The organism is Flavobacterium sp. GW821-FHT11G01, assembly GCF_058808175.1.
This window is the reverse complement of record NZ_JBXARK010000011.1, coordinates 53,467-68,532: the sequence shown is the minus strand read 5'-3', so window position 1 is coordinate 68,532 and position 15,066 is coordinate 53,467. Positions and strand designations below refer to the sequence as shown.

Genomic DNA, 15,066 nt, shown 5'->3' with positions numbered 1-15,066 from the left:
TTCACATTTTTTAAATCACAAATATTATTCCAATTTTCTAAATCGGAATTTTTTGAATAATGAAAAGTACAAATTATTCTCGATAGATTTTAAGTCTTCAAAAGGATAAAATAAAAAAGCCCTAAAGTAAAATTTAGGGCTTAATTAATTTCAAAAAGAACAGATTAGTTTACTTTGAAAGTAACTCTTCTTGCTAATCTTCTTGCTTCTTCAGAATCTTTTTGGATTGATGTATCTGCACCTTTAGGTACAACATTTAATCTTGAAGATGAAATACCAGCTTTTTCGAAAATGGTTTTCACATTGTTGGCTCTTATATTTGATAATTTTTCATTATACTCTGAAGTACCAACCTGATCTGCATAACCAATAATATCAAGAGAGGCAGAAGGGTTTTTTCTTAAATAAGTTAAAACAACATCAATAGCAGCAGTTGAATTTTCAATTGGAGTTGATTTGTTGAAATCAAAATACACACTATAATATTTGTCGTTGATCATTTCTTTGACAACATCTTTGTCATTTACAACTGTATTGGTAACTGGTTTCTCAACAATTACTTGTTTTTCGGGTATTTTATTTATTTGAGCCTCAAGATTGGCAACTTTGTTTTCTAGTGCTGCAACATCAGCATTTCCTGAGATTACAGTCCAGTCAGCATGTTTGGTATTTTTACCTAAATAGATGTTTAAACCAGCAGTTCCGGTAAACAATAATCCACTAAATCCTCTTGAGTTTGTAGCAGCAGCACCATCAAAAGTATTATCCTGAAAGGCATTTAAAATAGTCGAAACATCTCCTGTTAAAGCAAAACGATCTGATAATCTGATTTGACCAGTAAAACCAGCAATTAAATTAGCTACATTGTCTTTTACATGTAAATCTTTATTTTCTAAACGTCCTACTCCAAAACCAGCATGTCCAAGTAGGCCAAAAGTGTTTGTCCAGGTTTCAAAATTCATAATTCTTCCTAAGTTAGCTACACCTTGCAGGTCAATTCTGTAGTATTTTGAATCAAAATCAATTGAACTATTATTTTGGCCGGTGAAACTATTGTAGCCAACATCAGCTTTTAAACCAAATTTGTTGTTCAGCATGTATCTTACACCTAAATCAACAGTGTAAGGATTGATTTTTGAAGTATAATAATTTTCTGAAGTAAATGGACGCTGAGGTTTGTTAAAACCACCATCTAATTCTACAGACCACTTGTTATAAGTAGTCGTATTATTGTTTTCTGTTTGTGCTTTTGCATGAATTAAACTTAAAGCAAACGCCAGAGTCATTACAATTTTTTTCATTGTATTTGAGATTTTAAATTTTTCTCAAACCAACAATTATTTGTAAGAATTATTTTCTGTTAAAAGTCCAAAACATAATAAAATAGGGTTTATTATATAACATAAACACTAAGAGTTCATTAGTTCCTGAAAAGTATCAACGAACTGGCCTACATGTAAACCATCCATTAAACCATGATGCACATGAACTGACATTGTAATGGTTCTTTTTCCAGATTCTGAAGTCATCATTTTTCCAAATGAAATCTTTGGACAACTGTCTGGAAAAGTATAACTTCTTGCATGAGAAATGGATGTAAAATTTAACCACGGAATAGCCGAAAAATGAATTACATTGTCGTCATCAAAAGATCTGGTGAATAGTCCAGTTGTGTTTTGAATTCGTTCTATTTCTGCTAAAGTATTTTGTTTGAAGATTTCAAAATCTGAATTATATTCAATTAATGAGAATCCGAAAGTGCCATCTTCACGACCTATTGTTGCAGAAGCATCAACGCGATCGTTAATGTAGATTTTACCTTCTGAAATTCGGTACCTGAAATTTTCAATTGCATTTACGGCAACTAAAGTTTTATGCAAATAATAGATAAAAAATGAACTGTTCAAACTTTTGGCTGTTTGATAGGCTTTTGTACAATCAATCTCAACGGTTACACCAAAAAAAGGTTCTTCCATTCGGCTAAAATGTGCAAAATGCTCTTTTCTGTTCCAGTTTTCTAGGTCTAAAAGTGTTTTCATTATAATAAATTATGGAGCACTTCAGAAATTTTTTCGAAAGAACTAAAATGTTCGTGCTCTACTTTATGATTAATTTTTTCGTGTTCCCAGGTAGTATGAAACGGAATATGTACGGCATAACCGCCAATTTCTAAAACCGGTAATACATCTGATTTTAATGAATTTCCAATCATTAAAAATTCATTGGATTGGATATCTAAACGACCAATTAATTTTTCGTAATCAATAGTTTGTTTGTCTGACATTACTTCGATATGGTGAAAATAATGTCCTAAACCAGATCGGTGCAATTTGCTGTGTTGGTCTTTTAAATCGCCCTTTGTAGCGACAACCAGTTTGTATTTTCCGTGTAATGCCTGCAAAGTTTCTTCGATTCCGTCTAGCAATTCGATTGGTTTTTCAAGCAATTCTTTTCCGTACTGAATGATTTTTTCAATTACTTCAACTGGAATAGTATTATTCGAAATATTCATCGCAGCTTCAATCATCGAAAGAATATATCCTTTTATTCCGTAGCCATACAAGGGCAAATTTGCAATTTCGATTTTGAATAATTCCTGCGAAATGCCCTGATGCGAAAGATAATCTTCCATCAAAGCACAAAATTTATGTTCGGTTTCCTGAAAATAAGGTTCGTTTACAAACAAAGTATCATCTGCATCGAATGCGATTACTTTTAAATTAGGTATTTTGCTTTTATGTAACATAGATTTTTGTTTTTTTAGTTTCAGGTTTTCTTTGTTTCAGGTTTTGTTGCCACTAATTGCACTAATTTTCCCGAATTTTTTTGCCACAGATTAAAATGATTTTAAAGATCTGCACCGATCTGCTTAAATCAGCAAAATCTGCGTGAAACTTTTTTCGGCACTAATTAAATAAATCAATGAAAATCTGTGTTATCCGTGTGCCATTTCTTAATCTTTAGAGAACAGTCTTTTTAATGAAATTGTCTTGTCATAAAAAGTGATTCTGATTCCGAAAAGCAAAATGATTCCGCCGAAAACCATTTGTAAAGTTATTTGTTCTTCTAAAAACAACCAAGCTAATATAGAAGTTATTACAGCCTGACTCAATAAACTTAGTGAAACTCTGGTTGCGCGCATGTGTTGTGTGGCATAACTAATCGAAAGCCAGGCGCACAATTGGCAAATTACAGCTTGCAAAACCAGAACAAACCAACCGGTATTTGTAAATCCTGTAAAAGGCTGATCTAGTGAATAACAAAGAATTCCCAAATAAACACTCGATGCCAATAAACTGATGGTCATAAACGATAAAACATCAACTTCTGAGAGTACATTTTTACTGACCAAAAGATAAATCGAATATAGAATTCCGGATAAAACAGCGAACAAAAATGCCTTATCGAAATTCAATTCCATAAAAAAGCTGAAACCAACCAAAGTCACCATTCCAAATAAAGAGACAACCGTTCCGATCCAAAAGTTGGTTGCTGGTTTTGATTTTAAAAATAAAAAAGACCCAATTCCAACCCAAAGCGGAGACAAATTCGTCAGCAACGAAGCCTGAGTTGCACTAGAATCCTGAATCGCAATATTCCAAACCGCAACATCTGAAGAAAATAAAACACCACAAAGCATGGCCAAAAGCAAGAATTTGGTCTTTGGAAGTTTAAAGCTTTTCGTTATAATGACATAAGGCAAAAGCAAAAGAACAGCAAAAAACATGCGGTAAAAAGCGGAGATTAATCCTGGTGCTAATTTGAGTTTAACCAATATCGGGAAAATCGAAATACAAAGTATTCCGCAGATTAAGGCTAATCTTGGTTTGGTGAGTTTCATTATTTATTATGTTTTTTAAAATCAAAAAGCGTGAATCAATTAAAGTTCTTAATCGATTCACGCCATTTTATAGTATTATAAAACTTTAGTTTACCGTTTCGCCATTAGGAGCGTCAGCATCCGGATTGATAAAAACCAATTTTCCTTCTGCATTTGTAGTCATCAAAATCATTCCCTGACTTTCAACACCACGCAACGCTCTTGGCGCTAAATTTGCCAAAACAGAAACACGTTTACCAATGATTTCTTCCGGAGAAAAGCTTTCGGCAATTCCAGAAACGATTGTACGAACGTCAATTCCGGTATCTACTTTAAGAACTAACAGTTTGTTAGCTTTTGGCATTTTTTCTGCTTCCAGAATTGTTCCAACACGAATATCCATTTTAGCGAAATCCTCAAACTGAATCAAATCTTTTTGTGGTTCCGGTTGTTTGCTTTCTGCAAGATTAGCTGTTTTTGTAGCTTCCAATTTATCTATTTGTTTTTGTATTTCTTCATCTTCAATTTTAGCGAAAAGCAATTCAGCTTCGCCAATTTTGTGTCCTGCCGGAATTAAATCTGAATTTTCAGCAATATCATTCCAACCTAATGTTTTATCAATAATGATGTCTTTTGCATCACGATTTTTCTCTTTAAGAAACTTACTAAATCCTTCAAAATGCTCTTTAAGATCACTTAAATTAAGGATTTTTGAAAGTTTTTTTGATGTAAAAGGTAAAAACGGTTCAGCTAAAACGCTTAATGCAGCAGCAATTTGCAATGCCACATACATTTGAGTTTTAACACGCTCCGGATTGTCTTTCATTACTTTCCAAGGTTCTTCGTCAGCAAGGTATTTGTTTCCTAAACGGGCAACATTCATCAATTCACCTAAAGCTTCACGGAATCTGTAACGCTCAACCGAACTTGAAATCACAGCCGGATAGGCTTTTAATTCGGCTAAAGTTTGTTCATCAACTTCTGAAAATTCATTTGGTGTCGGAATAACTCCTTCGTAATATTTGTTGGTTAAAACCACAACACGATTAATGAAATTTCCGAAAATAGCAACTAATTCATTGTTGTTTCTCGCTTGGAAATCTTTCCAGGTAAAATCATTATCCTTAGTTTCTGGAGCATTTGAAGTCAATGCATAGCGCAAAACATCTTGTTTCTCCGGAAATTCTTCTAAATATTCATGCAACCAAACCGCCCAGTTTTTAGAAGTCGAAAGTTTGTTTCCTTCCAAATTCAAAAACTCATTTGCAGGCACATTATCCGGTAAAATATAACTTCCTTCTGCTTTAAGCATTGCCGGGAAAATGATACAGTGAAAAACAATATTGTCTTTTCCGATAAAGTGAACCAGTTTCGTTTCTTCATCTTTCCAATACGGTTCCCAATCTTTTCCTTCGCGCGCTGCCCATTCTTTCGTAGACGAAATATATCCGATAGGCGCATCAAACCAAACATATAATTTTTTTCCTTCCGCACCTTCAACCGGAACGTCAATACCCCAATCAAGATCACGCGTTACGGCACGAGGTTCCAATCCGCCGTCGATCCAGGATTTTACTTGTCCGTAAACATTCGGTTTCCAGTCGTTTTTATGCCCTTCTAAAATCCATTTGGTTAAGAAATCAGAATAACGGTCTAAAGGTAAAAACCAGTGTTTTGTAGCTTTTAAAATTGGAGTTTCTCCGGTAATAGTCGATTTCGGGTTAATCAAATCCGTAGCATTCAAAGTCGATCCGCAGTTTTCACATTGATCTCCATAAGCTCCTTCATTACCGCATCTTGGGCAAGTTCCAACTACAAAACGGTCTGCTAAAAACTGATTTGCTTTTGCATCATACAATTGCTCTGTAACTTCTTCAATAAAATCACCTTTATCATACAAAGTTCTAAAGAATTCCGAAGCCGTATCATGATGAACTTTTGCCGAAGTTCTTGAATAATTGTTAAAAGAGATTCCGAAATCTGAGAAAGATTTGCGGATAATTCCATCATATTTATCAATAACTTCTTGTGGTGTAATTCCTTCTTTTTTTGCTTTCATCGAAATTGCAACACCATGTTCATCGCTTCCACAAATAAACGCAACGTCTTTTCCTTGCAAACGCAAATATCTCGAATATATATCTGCAGGCACGTAAACCCCCGCCAAATGCCCAATATGAATAGGTCCGTTGGTGTAAGGCAATGCTGCCGTAATAGTATATCTTTTTGGATTCTGTATCATAACTCAATTTTATTGAGTGCAAAAATAAGCAATAGAATTGAGATTTTGTTATTACGCTGAGATTCGCTGCGGTTTTCGTTGAGTTTTTAATCTCGCAAAGTCGCAGAGACGCAAAGTTTTTTAATTAAAGATTAATTGCCTCCAGCTTTAGCTGGAGATTATGTTAGGCAAATTATAAGGCTTTAGCCAAAAATATGCATTTGGGCTAAAGCCGATTAAAAATAATCATAATTCCATCCAGCTAAAGCTGGACGCTATTCAATAAAAACTTTGCGTCTCTGCGACTTTGCGAGATTATTTCACTCCAACAAAAAAACTTTGTGGATCTCTGCGAAAAAACTCCGCGCATCTCTGTGGTAAAACCACATAAAATAGAACCAGTTTAAACTAGCAACACAACTAAAATCTTCAGAATATATTTCGCAATCTTTGCATTCGAAAAAAACAAGTTTATGAGCAAGACAAAATTAATTATCAATAAAAACGGATCAATCAAAATCGAAGGTGATTTTGAAATAATGGATTCAGAAGGAACAGTTTACGGACTTCAGGGAAGATCTGCTTTAGGACTTTGCCGTTGCGGATTATCTGCAAACAAACCATTTTGCGATGGTGGACACAGAAACAATTTCGAGCACGACTCAGTTGCGTTTGATTTGCCTCCAATGAAAACAAATTAAGAAATTCTATTTCTGATCATAGTAAAAGCTGCATTTATTGCAGCTTTTTTTATCTCTTTATTTGAAGGAATTTTCAAGTAAATAATTATTTCTACTCTTAAAAAAACAGTATATATTTACAAAAAATTGTTAAAATATAAAAAATGAAAAGATTTATAATACTGTTCCTGTTTTTGAGTTTAGTGTCGGGAAAGGCTCAAACACAAAAAGTTATTTCCAGCCAATGGATGGCTTTTAGTCAAGCAATAGATATTAAAACTCCGGTAAAGAAAAAATTTAGAGTAATTGCTTCAGCAAAAGTAGAGTCGAGTGATCCAAATGCTTGGGCCGGAATTTTTGGAAGAGTTTTTAATTCAAATAATGAAGAAGGTTTTGCTGATAATATGCATGACAGACCAATCAAATCAAAAGAATGGCAATCGTATACTGTCGAAGGAACAATTGATGAGAATAGTGAAAGATTAGTTTTTGGAGGCGTTTGCGAGTTAAACGGAAAATTTTATTTTGATAAATTTCAATTATTTATCGAAAATGCAAAAGGTGTTTTTGAACCTGTAACCATTTTAAATTCAAGTTTTGAAACATTGGCAACCAATACAGATATTCCTAAATGGAATTTGGGGAATGCTAAACAGAAAAATGTTAAGGTTAAGGAATTTACTATTTCTTCAGATAAATCAAGCGCAGACGGAAAATATTCATTATTACTTGACGGAAGTGGTATGATAGTAAAAGAATCAGGAAAAATAGGAAATGTTGAAGGTGCTTCACCAAAAATTGGAGACATGATTTCGATGCTGGAAGATCTTAAAGACCGTGTTGAATACGCGGTTAAAAATATGGATCAATACGAAATTGATTACTTGCATGATGAAAATGCAAACCGAATTGGAGCACTTGTAATGCATTTGGCCGCCGCCGAAAAATATTATCAAGTCTTTACTTTCGAAAATAGAGAATTTAACGAAGAAGAAAAGAAAAAATGGGAAACCGCTCTAAATCTTGGGAAAGAGGCGCGAGATGAATTTAAAGGTCATGATATTCAATATTATCTTGATATTTATAATGAAGTAAGAGCCAAAACCATTTCGGAATTAAAGAAAAGAGATGATGCATGGTTTTCCACGATTCAAATGAAATATGACATTAGTAATCAGTATTGCTGGTTTCATGTTATGGAACATCAGTCAAGCCATTTGGGACAAATTTTATTTTTGCAAAAGAGAATTCCGCCTCAACAAGAGCCATTAAAACCAATTAAACAAGAGATTAAGAATTAAAATTTTGATATAAAAAAAGCTGCATTTTAATGCAGCTTTTTTTATAGATATAATTCTCCGCGCATCGTAATAATAGACGATCCACCAACCAAAATATCCTCTTCGCGATTCATAACTTCAATCATTGAAGCTTGTTTTAATTTGACACCTTGCAGAATTTTATATTCTTTCTCAGATTTAGTGAATTTCTTTTGAGTTAAAAAGCCAATTAAAGGACCGGCCGCTGTTCCGGTTGCCGGATCTTCATTTATTCCGATTATGGGGTTGAAAAATCGCGTTTCAACTATGTGGTCCTGATTTTCATCGGCAATGGTGAAACAATAGAATCCTTCAAAATGATATTCTTTTGAGATTTCAATTAAGAGTTGGTTATCGGGCACAATGCTATTAAGTACCTGACTGTTTTTTATGGGCACCATCGTATGGGCAACTTCTGTTTTTACAATTGTTGGCACAAAGGCATTCACATCGAGATCTTCAATTTTTAATCCCAATGCCACTGCAATTCTATAAGTTGGAATTTCTTGTTTGATAACTGCCCATTTTTGATGCATTTGCACGACAGGATATTGTGTAACCGAATCAAAACTTACCGTTAAGGGTATTGGAGAATGTTTCATGATAACAAAACGTTCACTTTCATTCTGTTCCTCAAAAATGGGCATGTTTTTTAATAAGGCACCACAAACCGCACCGAGTAAATTATGACCAGCGCCATCTATTTCGATTCCGGTTGGCGTAAACGACCGAACCTTTAACGCTTTTCGCTTTGTGGAATAATATACAAACGATGTTTCAGAATAGCCAAATTCTTTTGATATATTCTGATAGGTTTCTAATTCTAAATCACCATTTGTAAAAACAACCGACAATGGGTTTCCTTTGTAACTTTTATTCGAGAATACATCTAAAACGTAGTATTGTAAGGTGGTTCTGTTTTCCATTGTTTATCTTTTTTAAGAATATACGATTTAGTTAATTTCTTTTGAGGTTAGTAATAGAATAACGAAGAAAGTTACCAGAATTGTACCTAAAATTATGCGACGAATTTTAAAACCTCTTTCGTTCGACATCCAGGCAGATGCAAAAGAAGTAATACCAGTCACCAAAAGGATGCAGCAAATAATAAAATTGCTTAATTCCCCAATTCCTTCAGTTTCCATACTATAGCGTTAATTATGAATTTTCGAATAATTATAAATTTAATATTACGCTAAATATTGCATAAAAGTACTATAAAGAATATAAAGAAAAATGAAGCGTTAATTACTTTTTTGTTTTATTTTTTTGATAATCCAGAACGGAATATACAATTACAAGATAAACGAAATAAAAAGGATAGATCATAAAAGCCTTCAATGGCCAACCAATTCCCATAATACTTGTTCTTAATTTTTTTACTCTGTCTAAGTTTTCAGGCGCAACATTCTGGAGTCTTTCAATGTTATTCAGATCGTCAAAATCATACCCGTAATGCGACAGAAGTAGTTGCTTTGAAAAATTGGACCACCAAGCAAAGGTTAAGACTAAAAGAAAAGTAATGACAAGACAAATAATAAAATATAGAATAATGGTATTTTTTGTTTTTCGTTTATATAATTGATTTAGAATAAATATTGGGAAAACGATTAGAGAGATAATTAAAGTGAATGATATTAGTTTGATTAAAATCTCCATAATATTGATTTAGTTTTTTTAATTCTTTATAACATTCGTCTCTGTTCCTCGCTAATTTTTATTGTTTTTTCCAATCTCGAAATTCGGGTTTTTTCTTGTTTGGCACTCATAATCCAATGAATCATGACTTTTTTGTAGGACGGTGCTTGTTGATTAAAATAATCCCAGGCCTTTTTATTGGCTTTGAATTGTTTTTCAAAATCAGGAGTTAGAAAAGAAGGTTCTTTTTCGTGCGAATAAATTCGGGAACGTTCTTCTGATCTTAATTCGAAAGCTTTTTGGCCTTCGGGTTTCATGAATCCGGCTTTGGTGAGTTCTTCGACTTTTTTAATGTTGATGGCACTCCAAATACTGGTTTTCTTTCTCGGTGTAAACCGAATAGTATAACTTTCTTCGTCGATTGATTTGCGAACGCCGTCGATCCATCCAAAACAAAGTGCCTGATCTACAGATTCTGACCAGGACATAGAAGGTTTTTTGCTGTTCACTTTATAGAAACCAACTAATAATTCGGTTTCTGTTTGGTGATGCTTTTCTAACCATGCTCTGAATTTTTTCTGCGTTGCGAAGAAGGTTGGTTCCATTTTGAATCGATTGTTGAAACTATTTTTTCTTTCTGTTTGTAGTCACAATTAAAACTCCGGCTTCGGCAAAAGAGCCATAAATTTTAATACCTTTTTCTCTATCCAAAGGTAGAATATCTATAATTTCTTTTTTTGATAAAGGAAGTTGCTCTTTCTCTAAATCCTGAAAACGATACGGAACGCCGTCAATTACAACAATGGGTTTACTTGTAATGATTTTACGATCGGTCATTTCGGTAATAAAATTTGAAAGATAAAGTTTTTCTGCGCCTTCATCCTGTAATTCGTAACGATTTTGGGAATACATCGAGAAAGATAAAAGTGAAATAAGGATGATTATGAGGTTTTTCATGGATTTGGGTTTTTATTCAATTTATGCGTACTAAATTTCAAGGTAATGAATATCGCAGCAAGATACAAAGTGATTTTTAGATAGAGTTTTAAATCATAATTGGAAATACCTTTCATGCCAGGAGTGATACTTCCTTTTATTAAAAAGAAAATTACAATGAAGGTTAAAAGCAACCAACTGAAACCGATTAATTTTGCGATAAAATTTAAAAGACTTTTCATTTAGTTCTTAGTGACTTTAGTTATTTATATTTCTTTAAAGGAGGTGGAGGAGGCGGTAAAATTGGACCTAAGTCTCCAAAGTCTATTATTTGTTTTGTTGGGGAAAATTTTAAATTTTTTTTAAAAGTACCTAATGAGTCAACAAAATTGTAAAGTTCTTGGGGGGCTCTATCTCCATATATAAAAATAGATTTACTTTTTCTATTAATAGAAATGTTTATCAAATAACTTTGGCCATCATATAAATTTTTTTCTGCGTAAACAGAATCAAATTTTTTAAAATTAAAAGGTTTAAGATATTTATTTAGTTTGATTTTTTCTTCACTTTGAATTATAGCAAAGAAATTTTCCGTTGGTGTTGGAAATCTTTTTTGAAGAAATACGGTATCACTTTTGGTAAACTTAATAGAATTATCATTATACTCGCCGGAATAAGAAAAAACTAAACTATCAAATGGAAATTCATTTTCTTCTTCCTTTTTACATCCAAAGAAAATAAATACGATTGCAACTAATAAAATTGTTTTTTTCATGATTTAAAATAATTACAAATTTGCAATCGCTCTTATAATCCATAAAAGTATAATAAATCCCAGAAAAGAGAATTGCACTTTATTTACTTTTTGATTCCTGAACTTTCTGACCAAAAATCTATCGATTAGTATTACTAGTAAAATCGGAATCAAACCAAATAAAATATAAATTCCCATTAAACCATCTTCTGCGGAGTTGCCGTTTATTAGTATTATGGCATAAATTATTCCTGCGACAATGGAGAGAATTCCAGTGATGAAGAATAAGGTTAGGTTTTTTGGCAGGTTTAAAAAATTCTTGTTTTTTATTTTTTCAAATTTTCTCTCACCATTTTTATCGATATAAAAGACAGTTTCTGATTTAGCGTTTTTTATCCAACATTCGACATTAGGGTTTTGTTGAACTTCCTTTGTTGCGAAATCTTTAGCGAGATCAAAAGTTTCGAATACAGTATATATTTCATTTTGATTATCTCCACTTTTAAAATAAAGACCATCATTTTTTAGAACAATTCCTGTTGTAAATTCAGCTTTGCTAACGGCAAATTGATTTTCTTTTAGGTTTATATCATTCATTTCTATGTTGATTTTACTTAGAATTGATTTATAGATTTTTTAAATACAGTTTTTCTAATTCAATAATTCGATCTTTCACAAAAAGAGCATTTTCATGAGCACAAATCATTCTGTAATCTTGTGATTCATGATCTCCATCAAGGTCTTTTGCAGTTTCGGCTTTGACTTTTTTAAAATATAAATCTCTTTTTTTAAGCCATGCCAATTGCTGATTTTTCAATTTTCCCTGATCAGATTGGCTTAATGTAGCTCTGATTTTTTTGTATGTGATGTTAAGTTGTTCGTCTATTTTAGTGTAATATTCGAGTGTACAGTTCAACATATTATTCCCTGTATCATCTAAACATTTTTGAAGTTTTGTGTCTAGTTTTTGTATTGCTTTGTTTTCTTGAGAGTGAGAATTCAAGCCAATTAAAAATAGAATGAAGATTAGATATATTTTGTTCATAGGAGTTATCGTTGCGGACACTGATTGCAAATTATCGGTAAGATAACTTTGATTATGTCAAGCTAAAATACTCTTTTTTTTCTTTCAAAATAATCTCACAAAACTAAAACATGAAGTGTTTAGGTTATATGATGAAGTGTTTAGGTTAATAATCTAAACGATGAGGTTACTAACCTAAAAAATTACGCCTGGTAACCTCAAATTTTAGGTTATTAAGCTAAAAGTTTAGATTAATCACCTAAAATTTTACCCCAACCAACGTAAAATTTTAGGTTCAGAATCCAAAAACTATAGGGCAGCACCTAAACGGTAATTGTAAAAGCTCAATCTATCCGGTTTGATTGCATGATTACACATGCAGATGATTGAAATTAATTTTCTGATTGTTTAAAAACTATTTTGTTATCCGTTTTTGCTATTTGGATTACATGAAAAGGTCTTGATATTCTGGTTGTGAGATCGCCTTTTTTTAGATTCTCTATTGTGATATTTATACTCTTTTGTTGTTGTGTTACTTTAGTAATATCGATAGAATGCCCGCCATTGCTATAGACTTTGTCAATAACAACGATGAGCTGATATTTTGTAAAATCAATTGTAGCGTAAGGTAAAAAGTAATTTGCATCGGTAACAGAATTTATTTTTGGAAGTAAGTTGCTCCATGTTTCCTGATCCTTTATTACCAAATTGGATTTTGGAAGATTATAATCTCCATTGAAATGATCTCCTTTAACAATTTCTGAATACTTTAGGTTTGATGTTTCCGAATCGTCGTTGTTGCAACTTGCTAATACCAGTAAAAGGCTAAAAATTAAAATAATCTGTCTCATGATTTTTGTTTTGGTTAATAAGAATTTTTTTGTAAAAAAACTGTTTATTAATGAGATGAGATTTTTTTTGATAGTTGCGTAGTTTGATGTTAAGTTTTTGTTTATTAATGTTTTGGTAACATATAAGCTTATTGTTGAAGGCATGGATTGCAAGTTCTGGTAATCAGGATCGGAGAGAACGCCAAAAAAAAATATTCTCATTTGTATCAATATTTCACCGAAATTTGCAAAACAAAGTCATAAAGCATAAAATCATGGCAAAAGGACCCGAAAAGAATACCAAAAATAAGGCTTTACATACCAAATTACTGAATCGGAAAAAAGCCAAACTTCAGGAAGAAAAAAGAGAACGGGCCTTGCGTTGGAAAGCTTTGGTGGCCAAAATGAACGAAAAAAAGAATACGGACGAATCTGATGTCATATAAATCAGATTGTATTTCTTTTCTGTTTTAATTTAACTGAAATTTGCAAATCAATCTCAAAACAAAATCAAAATGGAGGAATTCGGTAGAATAATAGTTTCTGAAACAGCAATGAATAGTGAAAATCTTCATGATGTGATTCATTCTAATATTTCGGTAATCAATTTAATGCGCGAAGAAGGTGTCGATGACGAATTTATTCATCCAGATGCTTTGATGAGTTATTATCTCGATTATTACTGGTCGCAATATGCCGAAGGAAATTTTGCGCAATTTGTCTATAAATCGGGTTGGAATAAAGAATTAAACGAATTAATCGAGGAAGGCCTGGCTTTAATTGGCGCCGAAAAACATTTGGAATTATTTCAACAACAAAGCAAAAAAGTCAAATTAATGAGCAGCGTAAAGCTGAATAAATTTGTGAGCGGAAAATTTGAAGGCGTTAATCCGGTTCGCGATTCTTTGAATAATGATACTTTTTATGAACTCGAAGAAAACTTAGTTACCCTAAATGCTAATTTCCTAAAAAATCACCCTGATTTCGAAGTGCTTTCGGTAGACGATATGTTTGCTACTCTGGAGGAATTTGTGGGGCATGAAATTAAGAGAGCTTAAATCTTTTACCACAGAGATACACAAAGGTTTCACAAAGATTCACAAAGGTTTTTTTAATCTCATAAATTCATGAAAGCGCAAAGTTTAATTTTCTTTGTGCAACTCCGTGAAAAATCTTTGTGTATCTCTGTGGTAGAATAAAATTTTAGACATAAGTACTTCTTTTATATCTATTTAGTTTAATTTTAGTTCCGTATAAATAGTACTATTTATGGAAGAACTAACGCATATCAAATCGATTATCGGGATTATTCTTGGATTGAGTTTAACACATCTTATTAAAGGATCGGTTATTTTTATTCAGCATCCGGGACGAAAGAAAGTCTATTTTGTGCACTCGCTTTGGGTGTTTTATGTTTTTTTGCTGATTATTCATTTTTGGTGGTGGGAGTTTAATCTCAAGTTGATAACCGAATGGTATTTTATAGATTACTTCTTTATCATTTGTTATATCCTGATTTATTATCTGCTCTGTGCGATTCTGTATCCCGATGATTTAGTCGATTATACCGGTTATGAAGATTATTTTTATTCGAGGAAAAACTGGTTTTTCGCAATTTTGGCCATCAGTTTTATTGCCGATATGATTGATACTGCTATCAAAGGCGGGAATTATTTTTTGTACAATCAAACGGAGTATTATGTAAGGATTGCTACACATGTTGCTCTTTGTCTGGTGGCGATTAAAATTCATAATAAAATTTTCCATACCGTTTTAGCGATACTTTTTATAGTTTATGAACTCTCTTATATTCTAAGATTATTTAATGTAGAGTAAAAACAGCG

General features: G+C 32.6%; 18 protein-coding genes. 5 read left to right on the top strand and 13 right to left on the bottom strand.

Features of this window, described 5'->3' with window-relative positions; all coding sequences use genetic code 11:
* Positions 1-164: 164 nt before the first annotated feature.
* From AC1RRN_RS18235 to metG, 5 genes are all read right to left on the bottom strand, one after another.
* Positions 165-1,301 carry an OmpA family protein gene (locus AC1RRN_RS18235; protein ID WP_492968676.1) on the bottom strand — a complete coding sequence of 379 codons (1,137 nt, stop codon included), beginning with the start codon at positions 1,299-1,301 and terminating at the stop codon, positions 165-167.
* A 108-nt stretch (positions 1,302-1,409) separates the two neighbouring features.
* Entirely contained in the window at positions 1,410-2,039 is a 630-nt protein-coding gene (locus AC1RRN_RS18230) for a CatA-like O-acetyltransferase (RefSeq protein ID WP_492968675.1), read from the bottom strand.
* Positions 2,039-2,746, bottom strand: coding sequence for an HAD family hydrolase (locus AC1RRN_RS18225; RefSeq protein WP_492968674.1), 708 nt, complete (start codon positions 2,744-2,746; stop codon positions 2,039-2,041). Before AC1RRN_RS18225 ends, AC1RRN_RS18230 begins: the two co-directional genes overlap by 1 nt.
* Positions 2,747-2,953: 207 nt before the next feature.
* Positions 2,954-3,841: a DMT family transporter gene (locus tag AC1RRN_RS18220; RefSeq protein WP_492968673.1), complete on the bottom strand. Its 888-nt coding sequence runs from the start codon at positions 3,839-3,841 to the stop codon at positions 2,954-2,956.
* A gap of 85 nt (positions 3,842-3,926) precedes the next feature.
* Positions 3,927-6,062 carry a methionine--tRNA ligase gene (gene metG / locus AC1RRN_RS18215; protein WP_492968672.1) on the bottom strand — a complete coding sequence of 712 codons (2,136 nt, stop codon included), beginning with the start codon at positions 6,060-6,062 and terminating at the stop codon, positions 3,927-3,929.
* Positions 6,063-6,514: 452 nt separating this feature from the next.
* Between metG and AC1RRN_RS18210 the strand changes: the two genes are divergently transcribed.
* Positions 6,515-6,742 carry a CDGSH iron-sulfur domain-containing protein gene (locus AC1RRN_RS18210; RefSeq protein ID WP_026984188.1) on the top strand — a complete coding sequence of 76 codons (228 nt, stop codon included), beginning with the start codon at positions 6,515-6,517 and terminating at the stop codon, positions 6,740-6,742.
* Positions 6,743-6,885: 143 nt separating this feature from the next.
* Positions 6,886-8,022, top strand: a complete 1,137-nt coding sequence (locus AC1RRN_RS18205; RefSeq protein ID WP_492968671.1) for a mycothiol transferase — start codon at positions 6,886-6,888, stop codon at positions 8,020-8,022.
* 41 nt (positions 8,023-8,063) lie between these two features.
* On the opposite strand, the gene AC1RRN_RS18200 is transcribed toward AC1RRN_RS18205, so the two are convergent.
* From AC1RRN_RS18200 to AC1RRN_RS18165, 8 genes are all read right to left on the bottom strand, one after another.
* Entirely contained in the window at positions 8,064-8,966 is a 903-nt protein-coding gene (locus AC1RRN_RS18200) for a PhzF family phenazine biosynthesis protein (protein WP_492968670.1), read from the bottom strand.
* Between the two features lie 27 nt (positions 8,967-8,993).
* Entirely contained in the window at positions 8,994-9,185 is a 192-nt protein-coding gene (locus AC1RRN_RS18195; protein ID WP_492968669.1) for a hypothetical protein, read from the bottom strand.
* Between the two features lie 540 nt (positions 9,186-9,725).
* Positions 9,726-10,283: a YdeI/OmpD-associated family protein gene (locus AC1RRN_RS18190; protein WP_492968668.1), complete on the bottom strand. Its 558-nt coding sequence runs from the start codon at positions 10,281-10,283 to the stop codon at positions 9,726-9,728.
* Positions 10,284-10,302: 19 nt separating this feature from the next.
* Positions 10,303-10,635 carry a hypothetical protein gene (locus AC1RRN_RS18185; RefSeq protein WP_492968667.1) on the bottom strand — a complete coding sequence of 111 codons (333 nt, stop codon included), beginning with the start codon at positions 10,633-10,635 and terminating at the stop codon, positions 10,303-10,305.
* A 241-nt stretch (positions 10,636-10,876) separates the two neighbouring features.
* Positions 10,877-11,389, bottom strand: a complete 513-nt coding sequence (locus AC1RRN_RS18180) for a hypothetical protein (protein WP_492968666.1) — start codon at positions 11,387-11,389, stop codon at positions 10,877-10,879.
* A gap of 12 nt (positions 11,390-11,401) precedes the next feature.
* On the bottom strand, positions 11,402-11,965 hold the full coding sequence (locus AC1RRN_RS18175) for a hypothetical protein (RefSeq protein ID WP_492968665.1): 564 nt from the start codon (positions 11,963-11,965) through the stop codon (positions 11,402-11,404).
* Between the two features lie 28 nt (positions 11,966-11,993).
* Positions 11,994-12,413 (bottom strand): lysozyme inhibitor LprI family protein, encoded by a 420-nt coding sequence (locus tag AC1RRN_RS18170; protein ID WP_492968664.1) that lies wholly within the window; start codon positions 12,411-12,413, stop codon positions 11,994-11,996.
* Between the two features lie 371 nt (positions 12,414-12,784).
* Positions 12,785-13,243: a hypothetical protein gene (locus tag AC1RRN_RS18165; RefSeq protein WP_492968663.1), complete on the bottom strand. Its 459-nt coding sequence runs from the start codon at positions 13,241-13,243 to the stop codon at positions 12,785-12,787.
* A gap of 254 nt (positions 13,244-13,497) precedes the next feature.
* Here AC1RRN_RS18165 and AC1RRN_RS18160 point away from each other — a divergent pair, with 254 nt between their 5' ends.
* From AC1RRN_RS18160 to AC1RRN_RS18150, 3 genes are all read left to right on the top strand, one after another.
* Positions 13,498-13,668, top strand: coding sequence for a hypothetical protein (locus AC1RRN_RS18160; RefSeq protein ID WP_492968662.1), 171 nt, complete (start codon positions 13,498-13,500; stop codon positions 13,666-13,668).
* Positions 13,669-13,737: 69 nt separating this feature from the next.
* Positions 13,738-14,280 (top strand): DMP19 family protein, encoded by a 543-nt coding sequence (locus tag AC1RRN_RS18155; RefSeq protein ID WP_492968661.1) that lies wholly within the window; start codon positions 13,738-13,740, stop codon positions 14,278-14,280.
* A gap of 211 nt (positions 14,281-14,491) precedes the next feature.
* The gene (locus AC1RRN_RS18150) at positions 14,492-15,058 is read left to right on the top strand and encodes a hypothetical protein (RefSeq protein ID WP_492968660.1); all 567 of its coding nucleotides are present in this window, start codon (positions 14,492-14,494) and stop codon (positions 15,056-15,058) included.
* Positions 15,059-15,066: the final 8 nt, after the last annotated feature.

What these genes read in the sequence shown, in the direction of transcription:
- AC1RRN_RS18235 (WP_492968676.1), bottom strand. Translation starts at nt 1,301, where the DNA reads ATGAAAAAAATTGTAATGACTCTGGCGTTTGCTTTAAGTTTAATTCAT.
- AC1RRN_RS18230 (WP_492968675.1), bottom strand. Translation starts at nt 2,039, where the DNA reads ATGAAAACACTTTTAGACCTAGAAAACTGGAACAGAAAAGAGCATTTT.
- AC1RRN_RS18225 (WP_492968674.1), bottom strand. Translation starts at nt 2,746, where the DNA reads ATGTTACATAAAAGCAAAATACCTAATTTAAAAGTAATCGCATTCGAT.
- AC1RRN_RS18220 (WP_492968673.1), bottom strand. Translation starts at nt 3,841, where the DNA reads ATGAAACTCACCAAACCAAGATTAGCCTTAATCTGCGGAATACTTTGT.
- metG (WP_492968672.1), bottom strand. Translation starts at nt 6,062, where the DNA reads ATGATACAGAATCCAAAAAGATATACTATTACGGCAGCATTGCCTTAC.
- AC1RRN_RS18210 (WP_026984188.1), top strand. Translation starts at nt 6,515, where the DNA reads ATGAGCAAGACAAAATTAATTATCAATAAAAACGGATCAATCAAAATC.
- AC1RRN_RS18205 (WP_492968671.1), top strand. Translation starts at nt 6,886, where the DNA reads ATGAAAAGATTTATAATACTGTTCCTGTTTTTGAGTTTAGTGTCGGGA.
- AC1RRN_RS18200 (WP_492968670.1), bottom strand. Translation starts at nt 8,966, where the DNA reads ATGGAAAACAGAACCACCTTACAATACTACGTTTTAGATGTATTCTCG.
- AC1RRN_RS18195 (WP_492968669.1), bottom strand. Translation starts at nt 9,185, where the DNA reads ATGGAAACTGAAGGAATTGGGGAATTAAGCAATTTTATTATTTGCTGC.
- AC1RRN_RS18190 (WP_492968668.1), bottom strand. Translation starts at nt 10,283, where the DNA reads ATGGAACCAACCTTCTTCGCAACGCAGAAAAAATTCAGAGCATGGTTA.
- AC1RRN_RS18185 (WP_492968667.1), bottom strand. Translation starts at nt 10,635, where the DNA reads ATGAAAAACCTCATAATCATCCTTATTTCACTTTTATCTTTCTCGATG.
- AC1RRN_RS18180 (WP_492968666.1), bottom strand. Translation starts at nt 11,389, where the DNA reads ATGAAAAAAACAATTTTATTAGTTGCAATCGTATTTATTTTCTTTGGA.
- AC1RRN_RS18175 (WP_492968665.1), bottom strand. Translation starts at nt 11,965, where the DNA reads ATGAATGATATAAACCTAAAAGAAAATCAATTTGCCGTTAGCAAAGCT.
- AC1RRN_RS18170 (WP_492968664.1), bottom strand. Translation starts at nt 12,413, where the DNA reads ATGAACAAAATATATCTAATCTTCATTCTATTTTTAATTGGCTTGAAT.
- AC1RRN_RS18165 (WP_492968663.1), bottom strand. Translation starts at nt 13,243, where the DNA reads ATGAGACAGATTATTTTAATTTTTAGCCTTTTACTGGTATTAGCAAGT.
- AC1RRN_RS18160 (WP_492968662.1), top strand. Translation starts at nt 13,498, where the DNA reads ATGGCAAAAGGACCCGAAAAGAATACCAAAAATAAGGCTTTACATACC.
- AC1RRN_RS18155 (WP_492968661.1), top strand. Translation starts at nt 13,738, where the DNA reads ATGGAGGAATTCGGTAGAATAATAGTTTCTGAAACAGCAATGAATAGT.
- AC1RRN_RS18150 (WP_492968660.1), top strand. Translation starts at nt 14,492, where the DNA reads ATGGAAGAACTAACGCATATCAAATCGATTATCGGGATTATTCTTGGA.